Origin of the sequence: Bacillus sp. OK048 (assembly GCF_900103525.1) — a bacterium.
GTDB lineage: Bacteria > Bacillota > Bacilli > Bacillales > Cytobacillaceae > Neobacillus.
In genome coordinates this window covers 17,277-33,376 of the sequence record NZ_FNHN01000021.1, presented here as the reverse complement: position 1 = coordinate 33,376, position 16,100 = coordinate 17,277, and the positions used below count along the sequence as shown (strand labels likewise).

The 16,100-nt window shown below is 38.2% G+C and carries 17 protein-coding genes; all 17 read right to left on the bottom strand.

What is annotated here, in order from left to right; all coding sequences use genetic code 11:
* Nucleotides 1–190: 190 nt before the first annotated feature.
* Nucleotides 191–634 carry a S1 domain-containing RNA-binding protein gene (locus BLR86_RS24195; protein ID WP_090767952.1) on the bottom strand — a complete coding sequence of 148 codons (444 nt, stop codon included), beginning with the start codon at nucleotides 632–634 and terminating at the stop codon, nucleotides 191–193.
* An 86-nt stretch (nucleotides 635–720) separates the two neighbouring features.
* On the bottom strand, nucleotides 721–1,113 hold the full coding sequence (locus BLR86_RS24190; protein WP_090767949.1) for an FtsB family cell division protein: 393 nt from the start codon (nucleotides 1,111–1,113) through the stop codon (nucleotides 721–723).
* Nucleotides 1,114–1,126: 13 nt separating this feature from the next.
* On the bottom strand, nucleotides 1,127–1,759 hold the full coding sequence (gene yabQ / locus BLR86_RS24185; protein ID WP_090767946.1) for a spore cortex biosynthesis protein YabQ: 633 nt from the start codon (nucleotides 1,757–1,759) through the stop codon (nucleotides 1,127–1,129).
* Nucleotides 1,756–2,058: a sporulation protein YabP gene (yabP, locus tag BLR86_RS24180; protein WP_090767943.1), complete on the bottom strand. Its 303-nt coding sequence runs from the start codon at nucleotides 2,056–2,058 to the stop codon at nucleotides 1,756–1,758. The genes yabQ and yabP overlap by 4 nt, the downstream gene beginning before the upstream one ends.
* A gap of 92 nt (nucleotides 2,059–2,150) precedes the next feature.
* Nucleotides 2,151–2,420 carry an RNA-binding S4 domain-containing protein gene (locus BLR86_RS24175; protein ID WP_090767940.1) on the bottom strand — a complete coding sequence of 90 codons (270 nt, stop codon included), beginning with the start codon at nucleotides 2,418–2,420 and terminating at the stop codon, nucleotides 2,151–2,153.
* Nucleotides 2,421–2,435: 15 nt separating this feature from the next.
* On the bottom strand, nucleotides 2,436–3,896 hold the full coding sequence (gene mazG, locus BLR86_RS24170; protein WP_090767937.1) for a bifunctional methyltransferase/pyrophosphohydrolase YabN: 1,461 nt from the start codon (nucleotides 3,894–3,896) through the stop codon (nucleotides 2,436–2,438).
* Between the two features lie 6 nt (nucleotides 3,897–3,902).
* Entirely contained in the window at nucleotides 3,903–5,525 is a 1,623-nt protein-coding gene (locus BLR86_RS24165; protein WP_090767934.1) for a putative polysaccharide biosynthesis protein, read from the bottom strand.
* 106 nt (nucleotides 5,526–5,631) lie between these two features.
* Entirely contained in the window at nucleotides 5,632–6,168 is a 537-nt protein-coding gene (gene spoVT / locus BLR86_RS24160) for a stage V sporulation protein T (RefSeq protein ID WP_090767931.1), read from the bottom strand.
* A 188-nt stretch (nucleotides 6,169–6,356) separates the two neighbouring features.
* Nucleotides 6,357–9,890 carry a transcription-repair coupling factor gene (gene mfd / locus BLR86_RS24155; RefSeq protein ID WP_090767929.1) on the bottom strand — a complete coding sequence of 1,178 codons (3,534 nt, stop codon included), beginning with the start codon at nucleotides 9,888–9,890 and terminating at the stop codon, nucleotides 6,357–6,359.
* Nucleotides 9,891–10,007: 117 nt separating this feature from the next.
* The gene (locus BLR86_RS24150; RefSeq protein ID WP_090767926.1) at nucleotides 10,008–10,238 is read right to left on the bottom strand and encodes an anti-sigma-F factor Fin; all 231 of its coding nucleotides are present in this window, start codon (nucleotides 10,236–10,238) and stop codon (nucleotides 10,008–10,010) included.
* Nucleotides 10,239–10,365: 127 nt separating this feature from the next.
* Nucleotides 10,366–10,926 carry an aminoacyl-tRNA hydrolase gene (gene pth, locus BLR86_RS24145; RefSeq protein ID WP_090768009.1) on the bottom strand — a complete coding sequence of 187 codons (561 nt, stop codon included), beginning with the start codon at nucleotides 10,924–10,926 and terminating at the stop codon, nucleotides 10,366–10,368.
* Nucleotides 10,927–11,070: 144 nt separating this feature from the next.
* Entirely contained in the window at nucleotides 11,071–11,706 is a 636-nt protein-coding gene (locus BLR86_RS24140) for a 50S ribosomal protein L25/general stress protein Ctc (protein WP_090767924.1), read from the bottom strand.
* A 98-nt stretch (nucleotides 11,707–11,804) separates the two neighbouring features.
* A complete protein-coding gene (locus tag BLR86_RS24135) occupies nucleotides 11,805–12,761 on the bottom strand; it encodes a ribose-phosphate diphosphokinase (RefSeq protein WP_090767922.1) in 957 nt (318 codons plus the stop codon).
* 15 nt (nucleotides 12,762–12,776) lie between these two features.
* On the bottom strand, nucleotides 12,777–14,153 hold the full coding sequence (gene glmU, locus BLR86_RS24130; RefSeq protein WP_090767919.1) for a bifunctional UDP-N-acetylglucosamine diphosphorylase/glucosamine-1-phosphate N-acetyltransferase GlmU: 1,377 nt from the start codon (nucleotides 14,151–14,153) through the stop codon (nucleotides 12,777–12,779).
* A 275-nt stretch (nucleotides 14,154–14,428) separates the two neighbouring features.
* Entirely contained in the window at nucleotides 14,429–14,719 is a 291-nt protein-coding gene (spoVG, locus tag BLR86_RS24125) for a septation regulator SpoVG (RefSeq protein ID WP_027322572.1), read from the bottom strand.
* Between the two features lie 167 nt (nucleotides 14,720–14,886).
* Entirely contained in the window at nucleotides 14,887–15,261 is a 375-nt protein-coding gene (locus tag BLR86_RS24120; protein WP_090767917.1) for a RidA family protein, read from the bottom strand.
* 16 nt (nucleotides 15,262–15,277) lie between these two features.
* Complete coding sequence (gene purR / locus BLR86_RS24115) at nucleotides 15,278–16,093, bottom strand: pur operon repressor (RefSeq protein WP_090767915.1); 816 nt, start codon at nucleotides 16,091–16,093, stop codon at nucleotides 15,278–15,280.
* Nucleotides 16,094–16,100: the final 7 nt, after the last annotated feature.

Below are 16,100 nucleotides of genomic sequence, written 5' to 3'. Positions count from 1 at the left end.
AAAACTCCGCTTATTTTAAGGGAAATATGGGTATTTCCCAATATAGACGGAATTTCTCCGCTTATTTTTCGAACAGAGTGAAATCAACATTCTGTTATAACAGAACCTATACAAAAAAGACAAGTCGCCCGACCTGTCTTAAATAGGCATTTTTTATATGTCTGCTTTGTTAGAAGCAATAAACAGCAAGTTAACTTCTTTTAGCTCCTCTTCCGCCACGCTTCGATTCTGTATGACGTTTTAATGAAGTTAAACGATCCTCACTATCTTTTAAAAACTTCGTCATTTTTGACTCAAACGTTTCTACTCTAGGAGTATTCCGATCGTTAGACCTGGACTGACGAGGACGGTGTGAATGTGAGTTCGATTGTGAATAGGATTTTTGCGGCGCCTCTGGTTTATCTTTTGCCTTTTTTATGGAGAGTCCAATTTTTCCATCTTTCCCAACATTGATGACTTTAACTTCTACTTGGTCACCCACTTTAAGATGGTCATTGATATCTTTCACATAATTGTCAGCAACCTCACTGATGTGCACGAGTCCAGTTGAGCCATTAGATAGCTCCACAAACGCTCCGAAATTTGTAATTCCTGTTACCTTCCCCTGTAACTTGCTGCCTACTTCGATTGACATAAAAAGAATTTTCCTCCTTAAGAATTAAAAAAATCATACTTATCTTACATTATACAAAATAGCAAAAATAAGTGTCAATAAGACTACTAATTCGTATTTTTCCTGGTTTTTTCTTCAGGGATATTAAAGATAATTTCGCCGTTTTCAGAGAAAAAATATTCTTTTCGAGCTAGCTTTGCAAGGTACTCATCATCATTTAATTTAACAATATCCTCTTTGAGAATTTCCTGTTGTTTTTTTAACTCTGACAATTGATGATCCAACTGTCTCTTTTGTTCTATTTTTTTATCTAAAGTTGAGGATTGGGAAATAAAGCTAGTAATCATTAAATAGGACATGACAGAAGCAAATACTAAAAATAAGAAAAGTCTTCTAAACAGTAATTTCTTTTTCCTAGCTGAAGCAATCTCTGCAATTTCTTGTTGGTGGACAAATGTTGATTGAATTTTTGCTATGTTCTTTTCCTTAGCCGAACTCATTTCCCATCCCTCCTTACTTTTTTGGTTTTTTCAACTTTTTAATTATCTTTAGTAAATAATTCTTGATTTCCATAAAAATTCCTGCCGTTTTATTATATAACTTCTCGACGTATTTTTTAATACCTTTCGGCAAAAGTTTCCATATAATTAATATTATTTTTACAAATGGTACCCAAATGACCTTAAGAACAAATAATAAAACCTTTAAAACAAATTGGACAAGGGAATAAAGCCCCCTGCCAATTAGGATGATAATCGAAATAACCAATTGGAACAGGCCAAGGACAGGTTTATAGATAATCAGCTGGAAAGCCTTTCTCATAAATCGGTAAATCGCTATTACGGTATTTATCATCATTTCGAGTAATTTTAAATAAATACCTTTAAATAAACCTTGATAAGCAGCAAATCCACAAAGAAGGGCAACGAAAATGTAAAAACGTAATTCTCCATTGTTAACAAGGAATAAGATATAAAAGATGATTAGTGCTTGAATGACCCAAAATAACAAGTCATTAAAAAAAACAATCCACGACTTTCGGTTAGGCCGGTCTATGAAACGCTGATAGGTATCAAACATTGCCCCAAATAGCGAACCCATTCCAATCATCGAAAGCATGGTAAGGAATTGAGTGGTGAGTGTCATCGGAATAACTTGCTAAAGAATCCTTTAGCCTTCTCCCCATGCTGCTCATCTAAGTAAACTAAGTCAAATATCTTTCCTTTAATGGAGACAATTCCTTTTTCAACATCGAGGTTCTTCATTTGCAGGTTTTGCCCTTTAATCGCTAAAAAGCCCATGGAGGTTTCCAATAAGAATTCCTCATTATCAAAGCTTTCTACCTGTTTAACACCCGTTATATCGAGGAGTTTTCTCCCTCTCATGATGACATCATGCTCTGGAACAGTACTTTTGACAGAGTTTGTTTCATAATATTGGCTCATTATTCATCCCTCACAATCATTTGTACAACCATTTATTACAATTTTATGTGAAGGGTAAATGAATTAGAACAAGCCTTTTCGCTCGTGCGCCTTTAGAACTGTGATTCGCCGATTCGTTCATCTTTAATAATCGTATACATTTCAGCTGCTGCTTCTTTTCGAGTAGTATCTTGGATTTGGTCAATTCTTGCTGTAACCAATCTTTGTCCAAGGCGGATCGTTAGCTCGTCGCCCACTTTGACTGTTGAGCTTGCTTTTGCTTCTTTCCCATTGATAAGAATTCTCCCTTGGTCTGAAACTTCTTTTGCAAGCGTTCTTCTTTTAATTAATCTGGATACTTTTAAATATTTATCTAATCTCATGATTATCCCCCAATTCTAGAGTCCGTTAGCTTTTGCTTCATCCCAAAACTGATCAAGTTCCTCTAAGGTATAAGCCTCAATCGGCTTGTTACTCTTCTTTACTTTTGCTTCAATAAATTGAAACCTTCGAATAAACTTTTCATTCGTCTCAAATAATGCCTCTTCCGGATGAATCTCTAAAAACCTTGCAACATTGACAAAGGCAAACAGAATATCTCCAAATTCTTTTTTTGCATTAACTAGGCTCTGCTCCTTAATCTCACGCTCAAATTCATCAAGCTCTTCTTTCACTTTCTCCAAAGCAGGTGTTATTTCCTGCCAATCAAAGCCAACTTTTGCCGCTTTCTTCTGAATATCGTATGCTCTTATTAAATTAGGCATTGACTTGGAGATGCCATCAAGCAATGAGCCTTCTGTCTCACCTTTTTCCTGCCTTTTAATTTCCTGCCAGTTACGCAGAACTTCTTTTGAATCCACTGCTTGTTTATCACCAAAAACATGTGGATGTCTGCGAATCATCTTCGCTGAAAGGACCTCAATTACATCTTCAATGGCAAAATAGCCTTCATCCTCACCAATCTGGGCATGAAGCAGTACTTGTAGTAAAACATCCCCAAGCTCTTCGACCAAATGATCAATATCACCACTGTCAATCGCCTCGATGACCTCAAATGTTTCCTCAATTAAGTATTTTTTTAAGGACTCATGTGTTTGTTCCTTATCCCAAGGACAGCCGTTTGGACCTCTTAAAGTAGCAATAATTTCCCGTAGCTTTGAGAAGTTTTTTAGCATAAGTAGCTCATCCTTTACAGGAGGAACATAGACAGAAGTGAGGTTATTAACGGTTACCTTTCGATCCAACTCGTATAAAGGCACCCGCTCTATTCGTTCATTACTGCTCCCTGCTGCTGTCACAATGACAACCTCATACTCATCAGGAAGCCTTTCCATAAGTGTCAGCTTTATAGTAGACGCTACAAATTGATCATAGACTTGGCTAATAAACATATGCTGGTCAATTTGCAGCTGGCTGGAATGAAGTGAAGTCCCATCAAGTAATTGGAAACCATCGACAGGATCAATTTTTAATGACTGAAAAAGGGCATCCACAAAACTTTGACCGCCGCCTATCAAAATCTCAACACCCTCTTTAGGGCCATTTTCCAAAAGCAATTGTACTGTCCGCTCAGCAACGAGAGGATGACCAGGAACCGCATAAACTACCTGCTCTGTTTTTGCCTTTTCTAGTAAGGTTTGGACAATTTCCTGATAGACCTCTTCGAACTGGTCATGCTTTTCATATACCAAATCAAAGGATGAATACTGAAATTTCTCTTTTTCTAACTCCATGACTACTGGATGTTCTTTTGTCCTTAAATAAACATGATTTGCCTTCGTTAGTTTCTTATAAACACCAAAGGGGAGCTGTTCAAGGTCTCCTGCCCCCAAGCCGAGAATCTCAATTGATTTGCCCATATTATTTTAACTCCTATTCTTTCTCGATATTAAAAGACGTAATTTGCTCCCGAATGGAAATAATGAGAGTTCCTTTTCCAAAAAGACTCCCCCTCTGACGATAATAAATAAGAACAGAAAGCCTCCAGAAGAGACACCACCAAGTGCCTGGATTGTTGCCATTACTCTTTCAGTTCCATTTGGAATCGTAATCCTATCCGTTAAGGCTAAATAGCCTTTTAAAAATAACACCATCATAAAAGCTGCTACTAAAACAGGGACTAGGAAACGATACGTTCTAGGCAAATTGGATTGCATGCGATTAAATTTAATGAATAATAGCAAGCACACCATTGCTAAGGTGATAAGGGTAGCATAAGCAGCACCCACTGTTCCAAATCGCGGGACGAATATAGCATTTAGACCATACTTTAAAGGGAATGTAGCAAGGACTGCTGCTGCTGGAAAAAGTAATGACCCTAAACCCTGCATAATCGCAATAATCGTAGTAATGATTGAGCATAGTAGAATGACAAAGCTTAGCATTCCTAACACCGAGGAACCAGCACTATTTTCAAACAACATAATATTGACTGGTTCAATAATTGTCCAAAGACCAACAGAGGCTCCTACACCAATGACGATACTTACCCTAAGAGCTAACTGAATTTTATCGTTTAAGAATACAGTGTCTTTTTTTATTCTTGCACTTGTTATTAACGGAACAAGAGATAAGGACATCGAAGCAGCAACAATCGTGCCTAACTGAATCAAGGGCTGCCCACGGTCAAATATTCCCTTTATGCTTTTTGCCAAATCCCTCTCATAACCATTTTCTGTAAGCAGGGAGTATAGATTCAAAGAATCAGCCATTTGGATAAATATCATTAGCATTCCGCTAATACAGATCGTAAGTCCTTGAAACGTTAAGGCCTTTAATATAACGCCAACCTCTCGAAAATTGCCAATGAGGATTCCTCTTCTTGGGGCAATTATTTTCCATTCTTTACGAATCCAAAGGAATGTAAACAAAATAATCGCTGATACCATACCGCCGGTAATGGATCCAAACATGGCGCCACCGCCGACCAGATACAGTGAATATTCTAACTTTGTGAATGTATAAGCTAAAAAGAGGATAGTAAATGCCCGAATAAATTGTTCACCCACTTGTGAAAGAGCCGTGGGCACCATATCCCCCTTCCCTTGATAATATCCCCTTAGAATGGAAGTAATGGGAAAGAGCAAAAAGACGATGGAAACTACTCTCAATAAAATGGATAACTGCTCATCATTCATCCATAGAGCAATATCATCCGCACCAAAATATAGGAAAAGAAAACAAATAAGTCCGAACATTTGTAAAATGATAAATGATATGAAGAAAAGGCGTCTAATTTTCTCATGGTCACTTTTAACCCTCTGTTCAGCGTAAAGCTTAGATAGAACGACAGGAAACCCTGTTGTCGCTAGCACCATGGCTAGACCATAAAACGGGTATACTTGTTGGTATATGTAAAAGCCAACATCCCCGACAATGTTTTGAAACGGGATCCTGTAGACAGCACTTAGGATTTTTGTTATCAGTGCCGCAATGGCTAAAATAAAAGCCCCCCTAAAAAGAGCCTTCGATTGATTTACGGGCTTCATTTCGTATCTCCTTATGTAAACCTAAACTCGAAAGTATTATATCATAGTAAACAAATAAAAAAGACAGGAATCCCTGCCTCTTTTATTTGTGCGTATAGTATTAGTTTTAGGATTCCATTTGTCTGGCTAAAAATCCAGCAGCCGTTTCAACTGCCTTTTTCTCAACCTCACCAAGTGTACCTTCTTTTGCATAAATGATTACTGCTCCAATTGGATCGCCATTTGCAATGATGGGTCCAATTGTGTAAGATGAGATGGTTTCATCATTCCCATCTGCTAAGGCAATATCACCTTGTTGGGTAACGAGAACTGAATTACGATCTTCCATGGTTTTTTCCACTAAATCGCTTATATTTTTACTTAAATAATCTTTTTTCGAACTACCTGCTAATGCAATATAAGTGTCTCTATCACAAATTAAAACCGGGTTTCCGAGGCTGTCAAATAGGGCTTCTGCATATTCTTTGGCAAAATCGCTTAACTCGCTGATAGGTGAATACTTCTTTAAAATGACTTCTCCATCCCGATCGACAAAGATCTCTAACGGATCCCCCTCACGGATACGCAGGGTTCTGCGTATTTCTTTCGGAATGACAACACGACCTAAATCATCAATTCGACGAACTATTCCAGTTGCTTTCATCCAATGTTGCCTCACTTTCATCTGATGATTTTAACTAACTTGGTATTGATATGTACAAGGCGCTAATGCTTTGATAATCGCTACCAACTTTGAACTTAGTATCTTTCAACTGGAAAGTTCTATACACATTCATAATATTTTTTCACAAATAGGAAAATCATCCTTTAAAGTAAAATGCAATATACGATTTAGACAGGATTCTCTTGACCCTTCTTTGCTGATTGAAGACCTTTAATCAGTTCAAATGCTATATTTAGCCAGTGGGGAGCCTCGGTTCCTTTAATTTGAATCGTCATTTTAAGTTTCTTGCCTTCCATACCTAACCCAATGATTCTTGGGTATTTACTGCTAATGGCAAATACCTTTTGACCATCAATCATACTGCTTGCCTGTTCATTTACTAAAATGGTTACTTCTTGTTTTACCTGCTTTATCATTTCAACTCCTGAAAGTAATGCATAAACCTTCATTTCTGCTACTTGGAAGAGAAAATCGACTTCTTCAGGGTATTCACCAAACCGGTCAAGCATTTCTGATTGAAGTTCTTCAATATCCTCTACCATTTGTATCCCTCTAAAACGCTTATACATTTCAATTTTTTGATGACCATCTTTAATGTACGTGTCAGGAATATACGCATCGATTTCTAAATCTATTTCCACCGTTGCCTTTTGCTCTGCCTTCAAATCTCCTCTTCTTTCTTCGATTGCTTCTTTTAGCATTTGTGAATAGAGATCAAATCCTACTGAGTCTATAAAACCGTGCTGTTGTGCCCCTAGTAAATTACCCGCACCCCTAATAGATAGGTCACGCATGGCAATTTTAAAACCAGATCCTAACTCAGTAAATTCTTTAATAGCCTGCAGGCGCTTTTCTGCCACTTCCGTCAACACTTTGTCCTTACGATGCGTAAAATAAGCATAGGCCACACGATTTGACCTTCCCACACGACCGCGGAGCTGATAAAGCTGTGAAAGCCCCATTTTATCTGCGTCATAGACAATCAATGTATTAACGTTTGGAATATCTACCCCTGTTTCAATGATGGTTGTACTCACAAGAACATCAAATTCTCCGGATAAAAAGCTCAGCATGACAGATTCCAATTCATTTTCTGACATTTGTCCATGTGCACAGATAACACGTGCATCTGGGACGAGCATCGAAATTTCTTCTGCCTTCCGTTCAATATCCTCCACTCGGTTATATAAAAAGTAAACTTGTCCGTCGCGTGCCAATTCCCGCTCAATGGCCTCTCTGACAAGCGATCCATTGTATTCCATTACATACGTTTGAACAGGAAAACGGTTCTCTGGTGGTGTTTCAATAACAGACAAATCACGAACGCCAAGCATCGACATATGAAGCGTTCTCGGTATCGGTGTTGCCGTTAACGTTAAAACGTCAATGTTTGTTTTTAGCCTCTTTATTTTCTCTTTATGGGTAACTCCAAATCTTTGCTCTTCATCAATGATTAGCAAACCTAAATCACGATAGATAATATCCTTCGAAAGGATCCGGTGTGTTCCAACCACCACATCAATTGTACCTGCTTTTAATCCTTTTATCGTTTCGGTCTGCTGCTTTTTCGAGCGAAAACGACTTAACAAGCCTATATTAATCGGGTAGTCCTGGAATCTTTCCCTCATTGTTTCATAATGCTGTTGTGCCAAAATGGTTGTGGGTACAAGAAGGGCAACTTGCTTACCGTCTGCAATTGCTTTGAAGGCACCTCGAATAGCGACCTCAGTTTTTCCATAGCCCACATCACCACAAAGCAATCGATCCATCGGTCTAGGTCTTTCCATATCCTTTTTAATCTCATGGATAGACCGGAGTTGGTCTTCTGTTTCCTGATAGGCAAAAGCTGTTTCAAACTCTCTTTGCATATCACCGTCAGGGGAGAAGGCATACCCAACTGCAGCTTCACGTTCTGCATAAAGCTTAATTAAATCGTCGGCAATGTCTTGAACAGAAGATTGAACTTTCTTTTTCACCTTTTTCCAATCACTGCCGCCGAGTTTATAAATTTTCGGCTCTTTGCCCTCAGCAGCTACATATTTTTGGACGAGGTCAATTTGTTCCACTGGGACGTAAAGCTTATCTGATCCATGATAGCGGATATGGAGATAGTCTTTATGTACACCATTAATAACGAGTGTTTCAATTCCTAAATACTTTCCTATCCCATGATTTACATGGACAACATAATCACCAATTTTAAGTTCTGAATAACTCTTAATTCTTTCAGCATTTGAAAGCTTCTGTCTGCTGACTGACTTTTTGACACGTTTATTAAAAATCTCTTCTTCCGTAATGACAGCTATCTTCTGAATGGAAAGCTCAAATCCCGTTTGCAGGTTGCCCTTCATAATCTGCACTCTGCCTGGTAACAACTGTTGACCGTCTCGATTAATAGAAGCTTCGATATCATAATCCTCTAAAACACGTTCTAACTTTTTTACTCTATCGCTATCAGGTCCTAAAAATAGAATCGAATAATTCCCTTTTTTCCATCTGTCAATTTCTGCTTTTAGTAAGTGCATTTGACCATGGAAATTTTGCATTTGTTTACATGAAACATTAATAATATTTTGTGGACTTGTATTCGCGACATGACGAAGGAACAAACTCATATAAAGAATCGGAAACTTCTTTTTCTGAAGCATCGGCGCTAAATCATGAGAAATAGTCAAATCATGAATAATTTGACCTTCACTAAGCAAGGATGTATACCACTCTGCTTCTTCTTTAATTAAGGATTCATTCATTTCATGAACACGGCTAATTTCATCAATAAATACCATTCCATGATGGGGTAAATAGTCTAGTAAACTAGTACCGCCTTCATATGCTAGTGAAAGATATTTAAATACTTGGTCTGGCTTCTGATTGTTTTTAAGTTGTTCAAGCTCAAAACTAATATTCTGGGATAGCTGAATCTTTGCTTTATCGTCCTTCAGCTTACGCAGACTCTTTGCCAATCCATCTTCTAATTTTCCAATGACGCGGCTGTATTCTTCCGCCTCTAACAAAACCTCTGTAGCAGGACCAATTAAAACTTCTGTTGTTTTTTCAATGGAGCGCTGATCATCTAAAGAGAAATATCTGATAGAGTCAATTTCAGTATCAAATAATTCTATTCTAATTGGGTTTGTCTCCGTTAGTGGATAGATATCAAGTATGCCGCCTCTAATACTAAACTCGCCTGGGGTAGAAACCATATCTGACCGGACATAACCCATCTTAACAAAAGTAGTCATTACTTCTGTTACATCTAAATCATCACCCAATTTAAACGGCAGCTGGTACTTCCTCCAAATTTCTTTAGGTGGAATGACTTTTCTTAGCCCCGCGATAGGAACAATGATAATCCCTTTTTCTTTTTTGCTAAAATGGTTTAAAGCTTCAATCCTTTGTGCCTTTAGCTCTGGACTGGCAATACTTATCTCGGCCGCAATTAGTTCATTTGCTGGAAATAGAAAAACTTCATCCTCATTTACTAGATTTACTATATCCTCATAGAGTTTTTGTGCTTGCAATAGATTGTGGGTAACTAGGAGTATCGGCCTTTTCATTTGCTCGTAAATAGCAGCCGTTAGAACGGTCCTTGATGAACCAGATAGTCCAGCAATAAGTTGTTCCTTCAATCCCTCTTGGACACCTGAAATAATCGAGTGAATGTCTTCCTGATCAAGGAATAAAGATTTTAAACCTTTCAAAAGCTCGTTCCTCCTCTCTTTGAATCATTTTCATAAGTTCATTTATTGTACTGTTTAAGAAAAGAGCCTTAAGAAAAAATAGAAAAATGCTTTGGAGTGCTTTCCAAAGCGGGTTTTTTAATGAATGAGGAAATCATATTGATGATAATCTGGATTTCTTTCTAACGCTTCCTGACAATCTTCACAAATAGCAGTTATGTGTATATTACCAGTCATATCATACGCAACCATCTCTTGCCTTTCTTGTTCCGTTAATTTATGAAGTCCAAGTGCTTCGCTGTGTATCGATGACTGTTCAATAGAACCTAAGTTTGTTCCACAATGACGACAATGGTAATGAATAGACACTCTGATACCCTCCCTATTGCTACTTTTGATACTAGTATTTACTGCAAACAGGGAAGTTATTCATTTATTTCTTTTAGAAAAAGAGAGTTGGTTTATTCTATGATTGAACAGGTTATCCCAAGAACAATTACTGATTAAATTCGTTCATTACCTGTAGGAATGGTCTTTCTATCCATGTTTTACATGCTTCGGCACTCTTTTGTACAGCGTCTTTTGTTAAAATCAATTCTTCCTCATGAAAACGTCCTAACACATAATCTGGAACCTTCATACCATTTTTAGGTCGATCAATTCCAATTCGTATTCTGTTGAATTCTTGGGTTCCAAGATGTGCTACGGTTGATTTTATCCCATTATGACCGCCTGCACTCCCCTTTTGACGAAGCCTAATTTTTCCAACTGGCAGGTCAAGATCATCATAGATCACCACAAAATCATCTACATCTATCTGATAATAATCCATAATCGCTCTAATCGACTCTCCAGATAGGTTCATATAGGTGAGCGGTTTTAATAGGATGACCTTTTCACCATTATGAAATCCGATTCCAAATAATCCTTTAAATTTAGATTGATTTAAGGGAATGGATAATTGCTGGGCTAATTCATCAATTACTTCAAATCCAATATTATGTCTCGTTTTTTCAAATTGCTTACCAGGGTTCCCCAAACCAACAATTAATTTCATTCTTGCCCTCTCTTTCGGTCCAGTCCACCTGTTGATTAATTTTCGGAGCATTCGAATCTCCCTCACTTAATAATACGTCTTTTTTTTGATTAAGGCTATTCATGCGACAAAAGACGTAACCTTGTTCAGGTTACGTCTGCCTTATTATTGTCCAACTGGTTTGGTTTCTCTGCCTTCTTCGTTATCAGGATGGCCGCCTTCTTGCTGCTCTCCTGCATTGATCTCCTCTTCTTGTCTAGGAGGGAGAATACTTGCAATTACTTCCTCTTCCTCATGGTTAATGGTAAATGAACCTTGATAGAGGATATCGGAGATTTTTAAGGTTTCACCTACCTGCAGGGTCGTTACATCCACTTCAATTTGCTGTGGAATCTCATTTGGAGTGGATGTAATCGATAATTCATGTACAGGCTGCTGCAGGACACCGCCATCCTTCACACCAGCTGCATCTCCCGTTAAGACAAGCCTTACCGTTACCGTTATTTTTGACGATTTATCCACTGCAAGAAAATCGACATGGATAATTTCCCTTTTGATACTATCCTCTTGATAATCACTTAAGACAACATCCTGCTTAACACCCTCAACATCAAGAGAAATAACACCATTTCTGCCCACATGACGAATCGTTTTTGTTAAATCTGCTGAACTTACATATACGGGTTTACTTTCAACACTTCGCCCATAAATAATGGCAGGGATATTACCATTGTTTCTAATCCTTCTTAACTCTGAAGTACGCAGTTCCTTACGTTCCATTGCTTGTAAAATAGTACTCATATCTTTTAGTCACCTTCCTAGTTTTGTACAATAACTATCTCTATAAAAATTCCCCAAAACAGGAAGGTCTAAACTATATATTTCTACAAAATCAATTATCAATCAAATAATGTACTCACCGATTGTTCTTCATGGACGCGGATAATGGCTTCGCCCATTAATGGTGCCACAGAAAGATGAACAATTTTATCTGACTTTTTCTCTTCTGGAAGAGCAATTGAATTGGTAATGACTAATTCTTTGATGTTAGAATTTTGAATTCTGTCAATGGCAGGTCCAGACAATACAGGGTGTGTGCAGCAAGCATACACTTCTTTCGCGCCATTCTCGACTAATGCATTAGCTGCAAGTGTAATCGTTCCTGCTGTGTCAATGATATCATCGATTAAGATGGCAATTTTCCCTTCAATATTACCAACAATATTCATCACCTCAGCCACATTGGGCCGCGGGCGACGTTTATCAATAATCGCAATTGGTGCTTTTAATCGTTCTGCTAATTTTCTTGCTCTCGTAACACCGCCATGGTCAGGAGAAACGATAACAAGGTCACCATTAAATTCCCTCTGTTTAAAGTATTCTGCTAAAATGGGTACACCCATTAAATGGTCACTTGGGATTTCAAAGAATCCTTGAATCTGCGGTGCATGTAAATCTAAGCAGATTACACGAGTGGCGCCTGCCGTTTCAAGAAGGTTTGCTACTAATTTAGCCGTAATCGGTTCACGTGCCCGTGCTTTACGGTCCTGACGAGCATATCCATAGTATGGCATAACAAGATTAATGGTCTTTGCAGAGGCCCTTTTTAGAGCGTCTATCATGATTAACAATTCCATAATATTTTCATTAACAGGTGAACTAGTCGATTGAATGACATATACATCACAGCCGCGGATACTCTCTTCAATATTAATTTGAATTTCCCCGTCACTAAATCTTGTTACAGAGATTTTTCCTAGTTCAATACCAATCACTTTGGCTATTTCTTTTGCTAACGGAAGATTTGAATTTAGACTGAATACCTTTAAGTTTGGATCTAAGTATTGATTCGACATATTGCCCTCCAATATCTATTTATTTTTCAGATTAAGCTTATTAACATAATTTTCTTTGTTTACTTGTTGCGAACGGGCTATGGACAGTGCATTACTAGGGACATCCTTTGTTATCGTTGAGCCGGCAGCTACATAAGCTCCCTTTCCAACGGTTACAGGTGCTACTAGATTTGAATTACAGCCAATAAAAACTTCATCCTCAATCTTCGTTAAATATTTATTTTTACCATCATAATTAACGGTTATCGAGCCACAGCCGATATTAACATTATTCCCAACTTCAGCATCACCAATATAGCTTAGATGTGAAGCTTTACTTCCCTTACCAAAAACAGCCTTCTTGATTTCAACAAAGTTTCCGATTTTCACCTCATCACTGATGGATGAATCAGGTCTGATATGAGCAAATGGACCAATATTAACCTGTGATCCAATCGTGCTATTATAAGCAGCAGATTGACGAATTACCGTTTCATTTCCTACTTGGCATGTATCAATTTCTGTGTTAGGTCCAATTTGGCAGTCGGTACCAATCACCGTGCTGCCTTTTAGGACTGTACCCGGAAGAATGATGGTATCCTGACCAATAACAACATCTGATTCAATGTATGTATTCATAGGATCAAGGATGGTGACTCCATTCCGCATATGATTTTCATTGATACGGCTTCGCATGATTCTTTCTGCTTCTGCCAAAGCGACTCTGTCATTTACACCTAACGTTTCTTCAAAATCACTTGTTTGGAAAGCCGTGACCACTTCTCCCTGACTTTTCAAGATTTCTACAACATCAGGAAGGTAATACTCGCCTTGAACATTATCATTTGAAACCCTTTTTAACGCTTGAAACAGCGCAGCATTGTCAAAGCAATAAGTTCCTGTGTTAATTTCATTTATTTCTCGTTCAGCCTCTGTTGCATCTTTATGTTCAACAATTTTCTCAACAAGACCCTTTTCGTTTCGAACAATCCGGCCATATCCTGTCGGGTCATCGATTTTCGCTGTAAGAATCGTTGCTTTTGCTGCCATCTCTTCATGGTGCGTAAATAATAACTCCATCGTTTCTGCTTTAATCAACGGGGTATCACCGCAAACGACAATGGTAATTCCATCTTTGTTCTCAAGCAAGCTTTGTGCCTGCATGACAGCATGTGCAGTCCCGAGCTGCTCTTCTTGAAGGGCATAATGACTCACATCGCCTAATTGGGCTTTTACTAAGTCGGCTCCATGGCCAATGACCGTAACCATTTCTTGAATGTTTATCGACTTAACATGATCTACAACATGTTGAACCATCGCCTTACCACATACGGGATGTAATACTTTATAAAGCTTTGATTTCATCCGGGTACCTTGTCCTGCGGCCAAAATCACAGCATAACGTTTAGACATGTTCAAGTCCTCCATTTTAGCTTTTTATCCATGGCTCTTTTCTTATACCTTGTTGCTTTTTGAGATTAAAATCGCTTTAGGATTTTAACAACAATCTTTATGAAATCAGCCTTATCCATTAAAAATATTAACGTAAATAGTTAGCCATTTCAAGGAATGTAAGAAAAGTGTACAAATTTGTTATTTTGAAAAAAAACAGAGGCGGAACTTTGGGGGAATAGGGGCATAAAAAAAGAGCACTACTTATGTAGTAGGCTCTAGTTGAAATATTCTTTCTAGGAAGCTCCGGCTTCTTCAAATTCTACTTCTAATTCACCTAAACGATGATACTCTGCCAAAACAGCCTCTTGAATTTTACCGCGCGTTCCTGAATTGATTGGATGCGCAATATCACGAAATTCTCCATCTGGAGTACGTTTACTTGGCATTGCGACAAACAAACCATTATTTCCGTCGATCACACGAATGTCATGAACAACAAATTCATTATCTAATGTAATTGATGCGATGGCTCTCATACGACCGTCCGTGGTAACGCGGCGTAATCTTACGTCTGTTACTTCCATGTGCTCACACCCTTTTCTTATGTTAAAAAGCTAGTGTACTTAATTCAACACGGAATCTAGTAAATCCTTCTTTTATATTAATATTTTTAAAATATTTTAGGAAAAATAATGAACATTTCTAAAAGTCAGATATATTAATATGGTGGTAATAAGAAAAACACGCTCGATTACTTTACGAGCGCGATGACTTCAATTTCAACCAATGCATCTTTAGGTAAACGTGCTACCTCTACACAAGAACGGGCAGGCTTATTCGTGGTAAAATATTCACCATATACTTCATTTAATGCAGCAAAGTCATCCATACTTTTTATAAAAACGGTTGCCTTTACTACGGTATCAAATGACGCCCCTGCTTCTGAAAGCACGGCAGCCAAATTTTTAAACACCTGATGAGTTTGTTCCTTTACGCCGCCAAGAGTCATTACTCCCTCTGCTGTTAGCGGAATCTGGCCAGAGCTAAAGAAAAGATTGTTTACAATGATTCCTTGTGAGTATGGTCCAATTGCAGCAGGCGCTTGGTTTGTTTGAACAGCTTTCATATTATTCCTCCGTTCACTATTTAAAATAGTTACCTTCTTCAACTCGAATCTTTTTTTCCTTCACATCAACATCTGTCAGTTTAACAAGTGATTTGTATTCATCTACCAGGCGCTCTTCCATTTTTTCAGCTTCAACTAAAACGGCAATACCCGCTACCGTACCACTAAATTCCTCGATTAAGCTGATCATTCCCATTACAGTCCCGCCTGCCTTCATAAAATCGTCGACAATCAAGACCCTCGACCCTTGGGCAAGGCTCCTTTTTGAAAGAACCATCGTTTGGATTCTTTTTGCCGAACCAGAAACATAATTAATACTTACGGTTGGTCCTTCGGTCACTTTACTATCTCGTCTAACGATGACCACGGGAGTATTTAACTGACTCGCTACAGCATAAGCCAAGGGAATCCCCTTTGTTGCCACGGTCATAACCACATCAATTTTAGTATTAACAAATGGAGAAGCAATAATCCGACCAGCTTTTTGGACAATTGCCGGATCGCCCAATATATCCGTTAAATACAAGTATCCTCCTGGTAAAAGTCGATCTGGATGGGCAATCAATGAACATAACTCATCTACAAATGGTCTTGCCTCTTCATCACTTACATTTACATAAAATTTAACTCCACCCGCTGCACCAGGAACAGTTTGTAATGTTCCGATTCCTCTTTGCTCAAAGGTCTCTTTTACGATTGCTAAGTCTTCACTAATCGAGGATTTAGCAGAAGAATAACGTTCGGCAAAAAAGGTGAGCGGTACAAGCTGGCGCGGATGGTCAAGTAAATAGCTTGTCATATCTATCAATCGTTCACTGCGGCGAAACTTCATAACGGTT

Bases quoted from the DNA above. Each gene is read 5' to 3' on its own strand.
- BLR86_RS24120 (WP_090767917.1), bottom strand. From the start codon at position 15,261: ATGAAAGCTGTTCAAACAAACCAAGCGCCTGCTGCAATTGGACCATAC.
- BLR86_RS24140 (WP_090767924.1), bottom strand. From the start codon at position 11,706: ATGAGTACTATTTTACAAGCAATGGAACGTAAGGAACTGCGTACTTCA.
- purR (WP_090767915.1), bottom strand. From the start codon at position 16,093: ATGAAGTTTCGCCGCAGTGAACGATTGATAGATATGACAAGCTATTTA.
- BLR86_RS24190 (WP_090767949.1), bottom strand. From the start codon at position 1,113: ATGAGTTCGGCTAAGGAAAAGAACATAGCAAAAATTCAATCAACATTT.
- yabQ (WP_090767946.1), bottom strand. From the start codon at position 1,759: ATGACACTCACCACTCAATTCCTTACCATGCTTTCGATGATTGGAATG.
- spoVT (WP_090767931.1), bottom strand. From the start codon at position 6,168: ATGAAAGCAACTGGAATAGTTCGTCGAATTGATGATTTAGGTCGTGTT.
- spoVG (WP_027322572.1), bottom strand. From the start codon at position 14,719: ATGGAAGTAACAGACGTAAGATTACGCCGCGTTACCACGGACGGTCGT.
- pth (WP_090768009.1), bottom strand. From the start codon at position 10,926: ATGAAATTAATTGTTGGTTTGGGGAACCCTGGTAAGCAATTTGAAAAA.
- BLR86_RS24165 (WP_090767934.1), bottom strand. From the start codon at position 5,525: ATGAAGCCCGTAAATCAATCGAAGGCTCTTTTTAGGGGGGCTTTTATT.
- BLR86_RS24195 (WP_090767952.1), bottom strand. From the start codon at position 634: ATGTCAATCGAAGTAGGCAGCAAGTTACAGGGGAAGGTAACAGGAATT.
- mazG (WP_090767937.1), bottom strand. From the start codon at position 3,896: ATGGGCAAATCAATTGAGATTCTCGGCTTGGGGGCAGGAGACCTTGAA.
- glmU (WP_090767919.1), bottom strand. From the start codon at position 14,153: ATGTCTAAACGTTATGCTGTGATTTTGGCCGCAGGACAAGGTACCCGG.
- yabP (WP_090767943.1), bottom strand. From the start codon at position 2,058: ATGAGCCAATATTATGAAACAAACTCTGTCAAAAGTACTGTTCCAGAG.
- BLR86_RS24175 (WP_090767940.1), bottom strand. From the start codon at position 2,420: ATGAGATTAGATAAATATTTAAAAGTATCCAGATTAATTAAAAGAAGA.
- BLR86_RS24135 (WP_090767922.1), bottom strand. From the start codon at position 12,761: ATGTCGAATCAATACTTAGATCCAAACTTAAAGGTATTCAGTCTAAAT.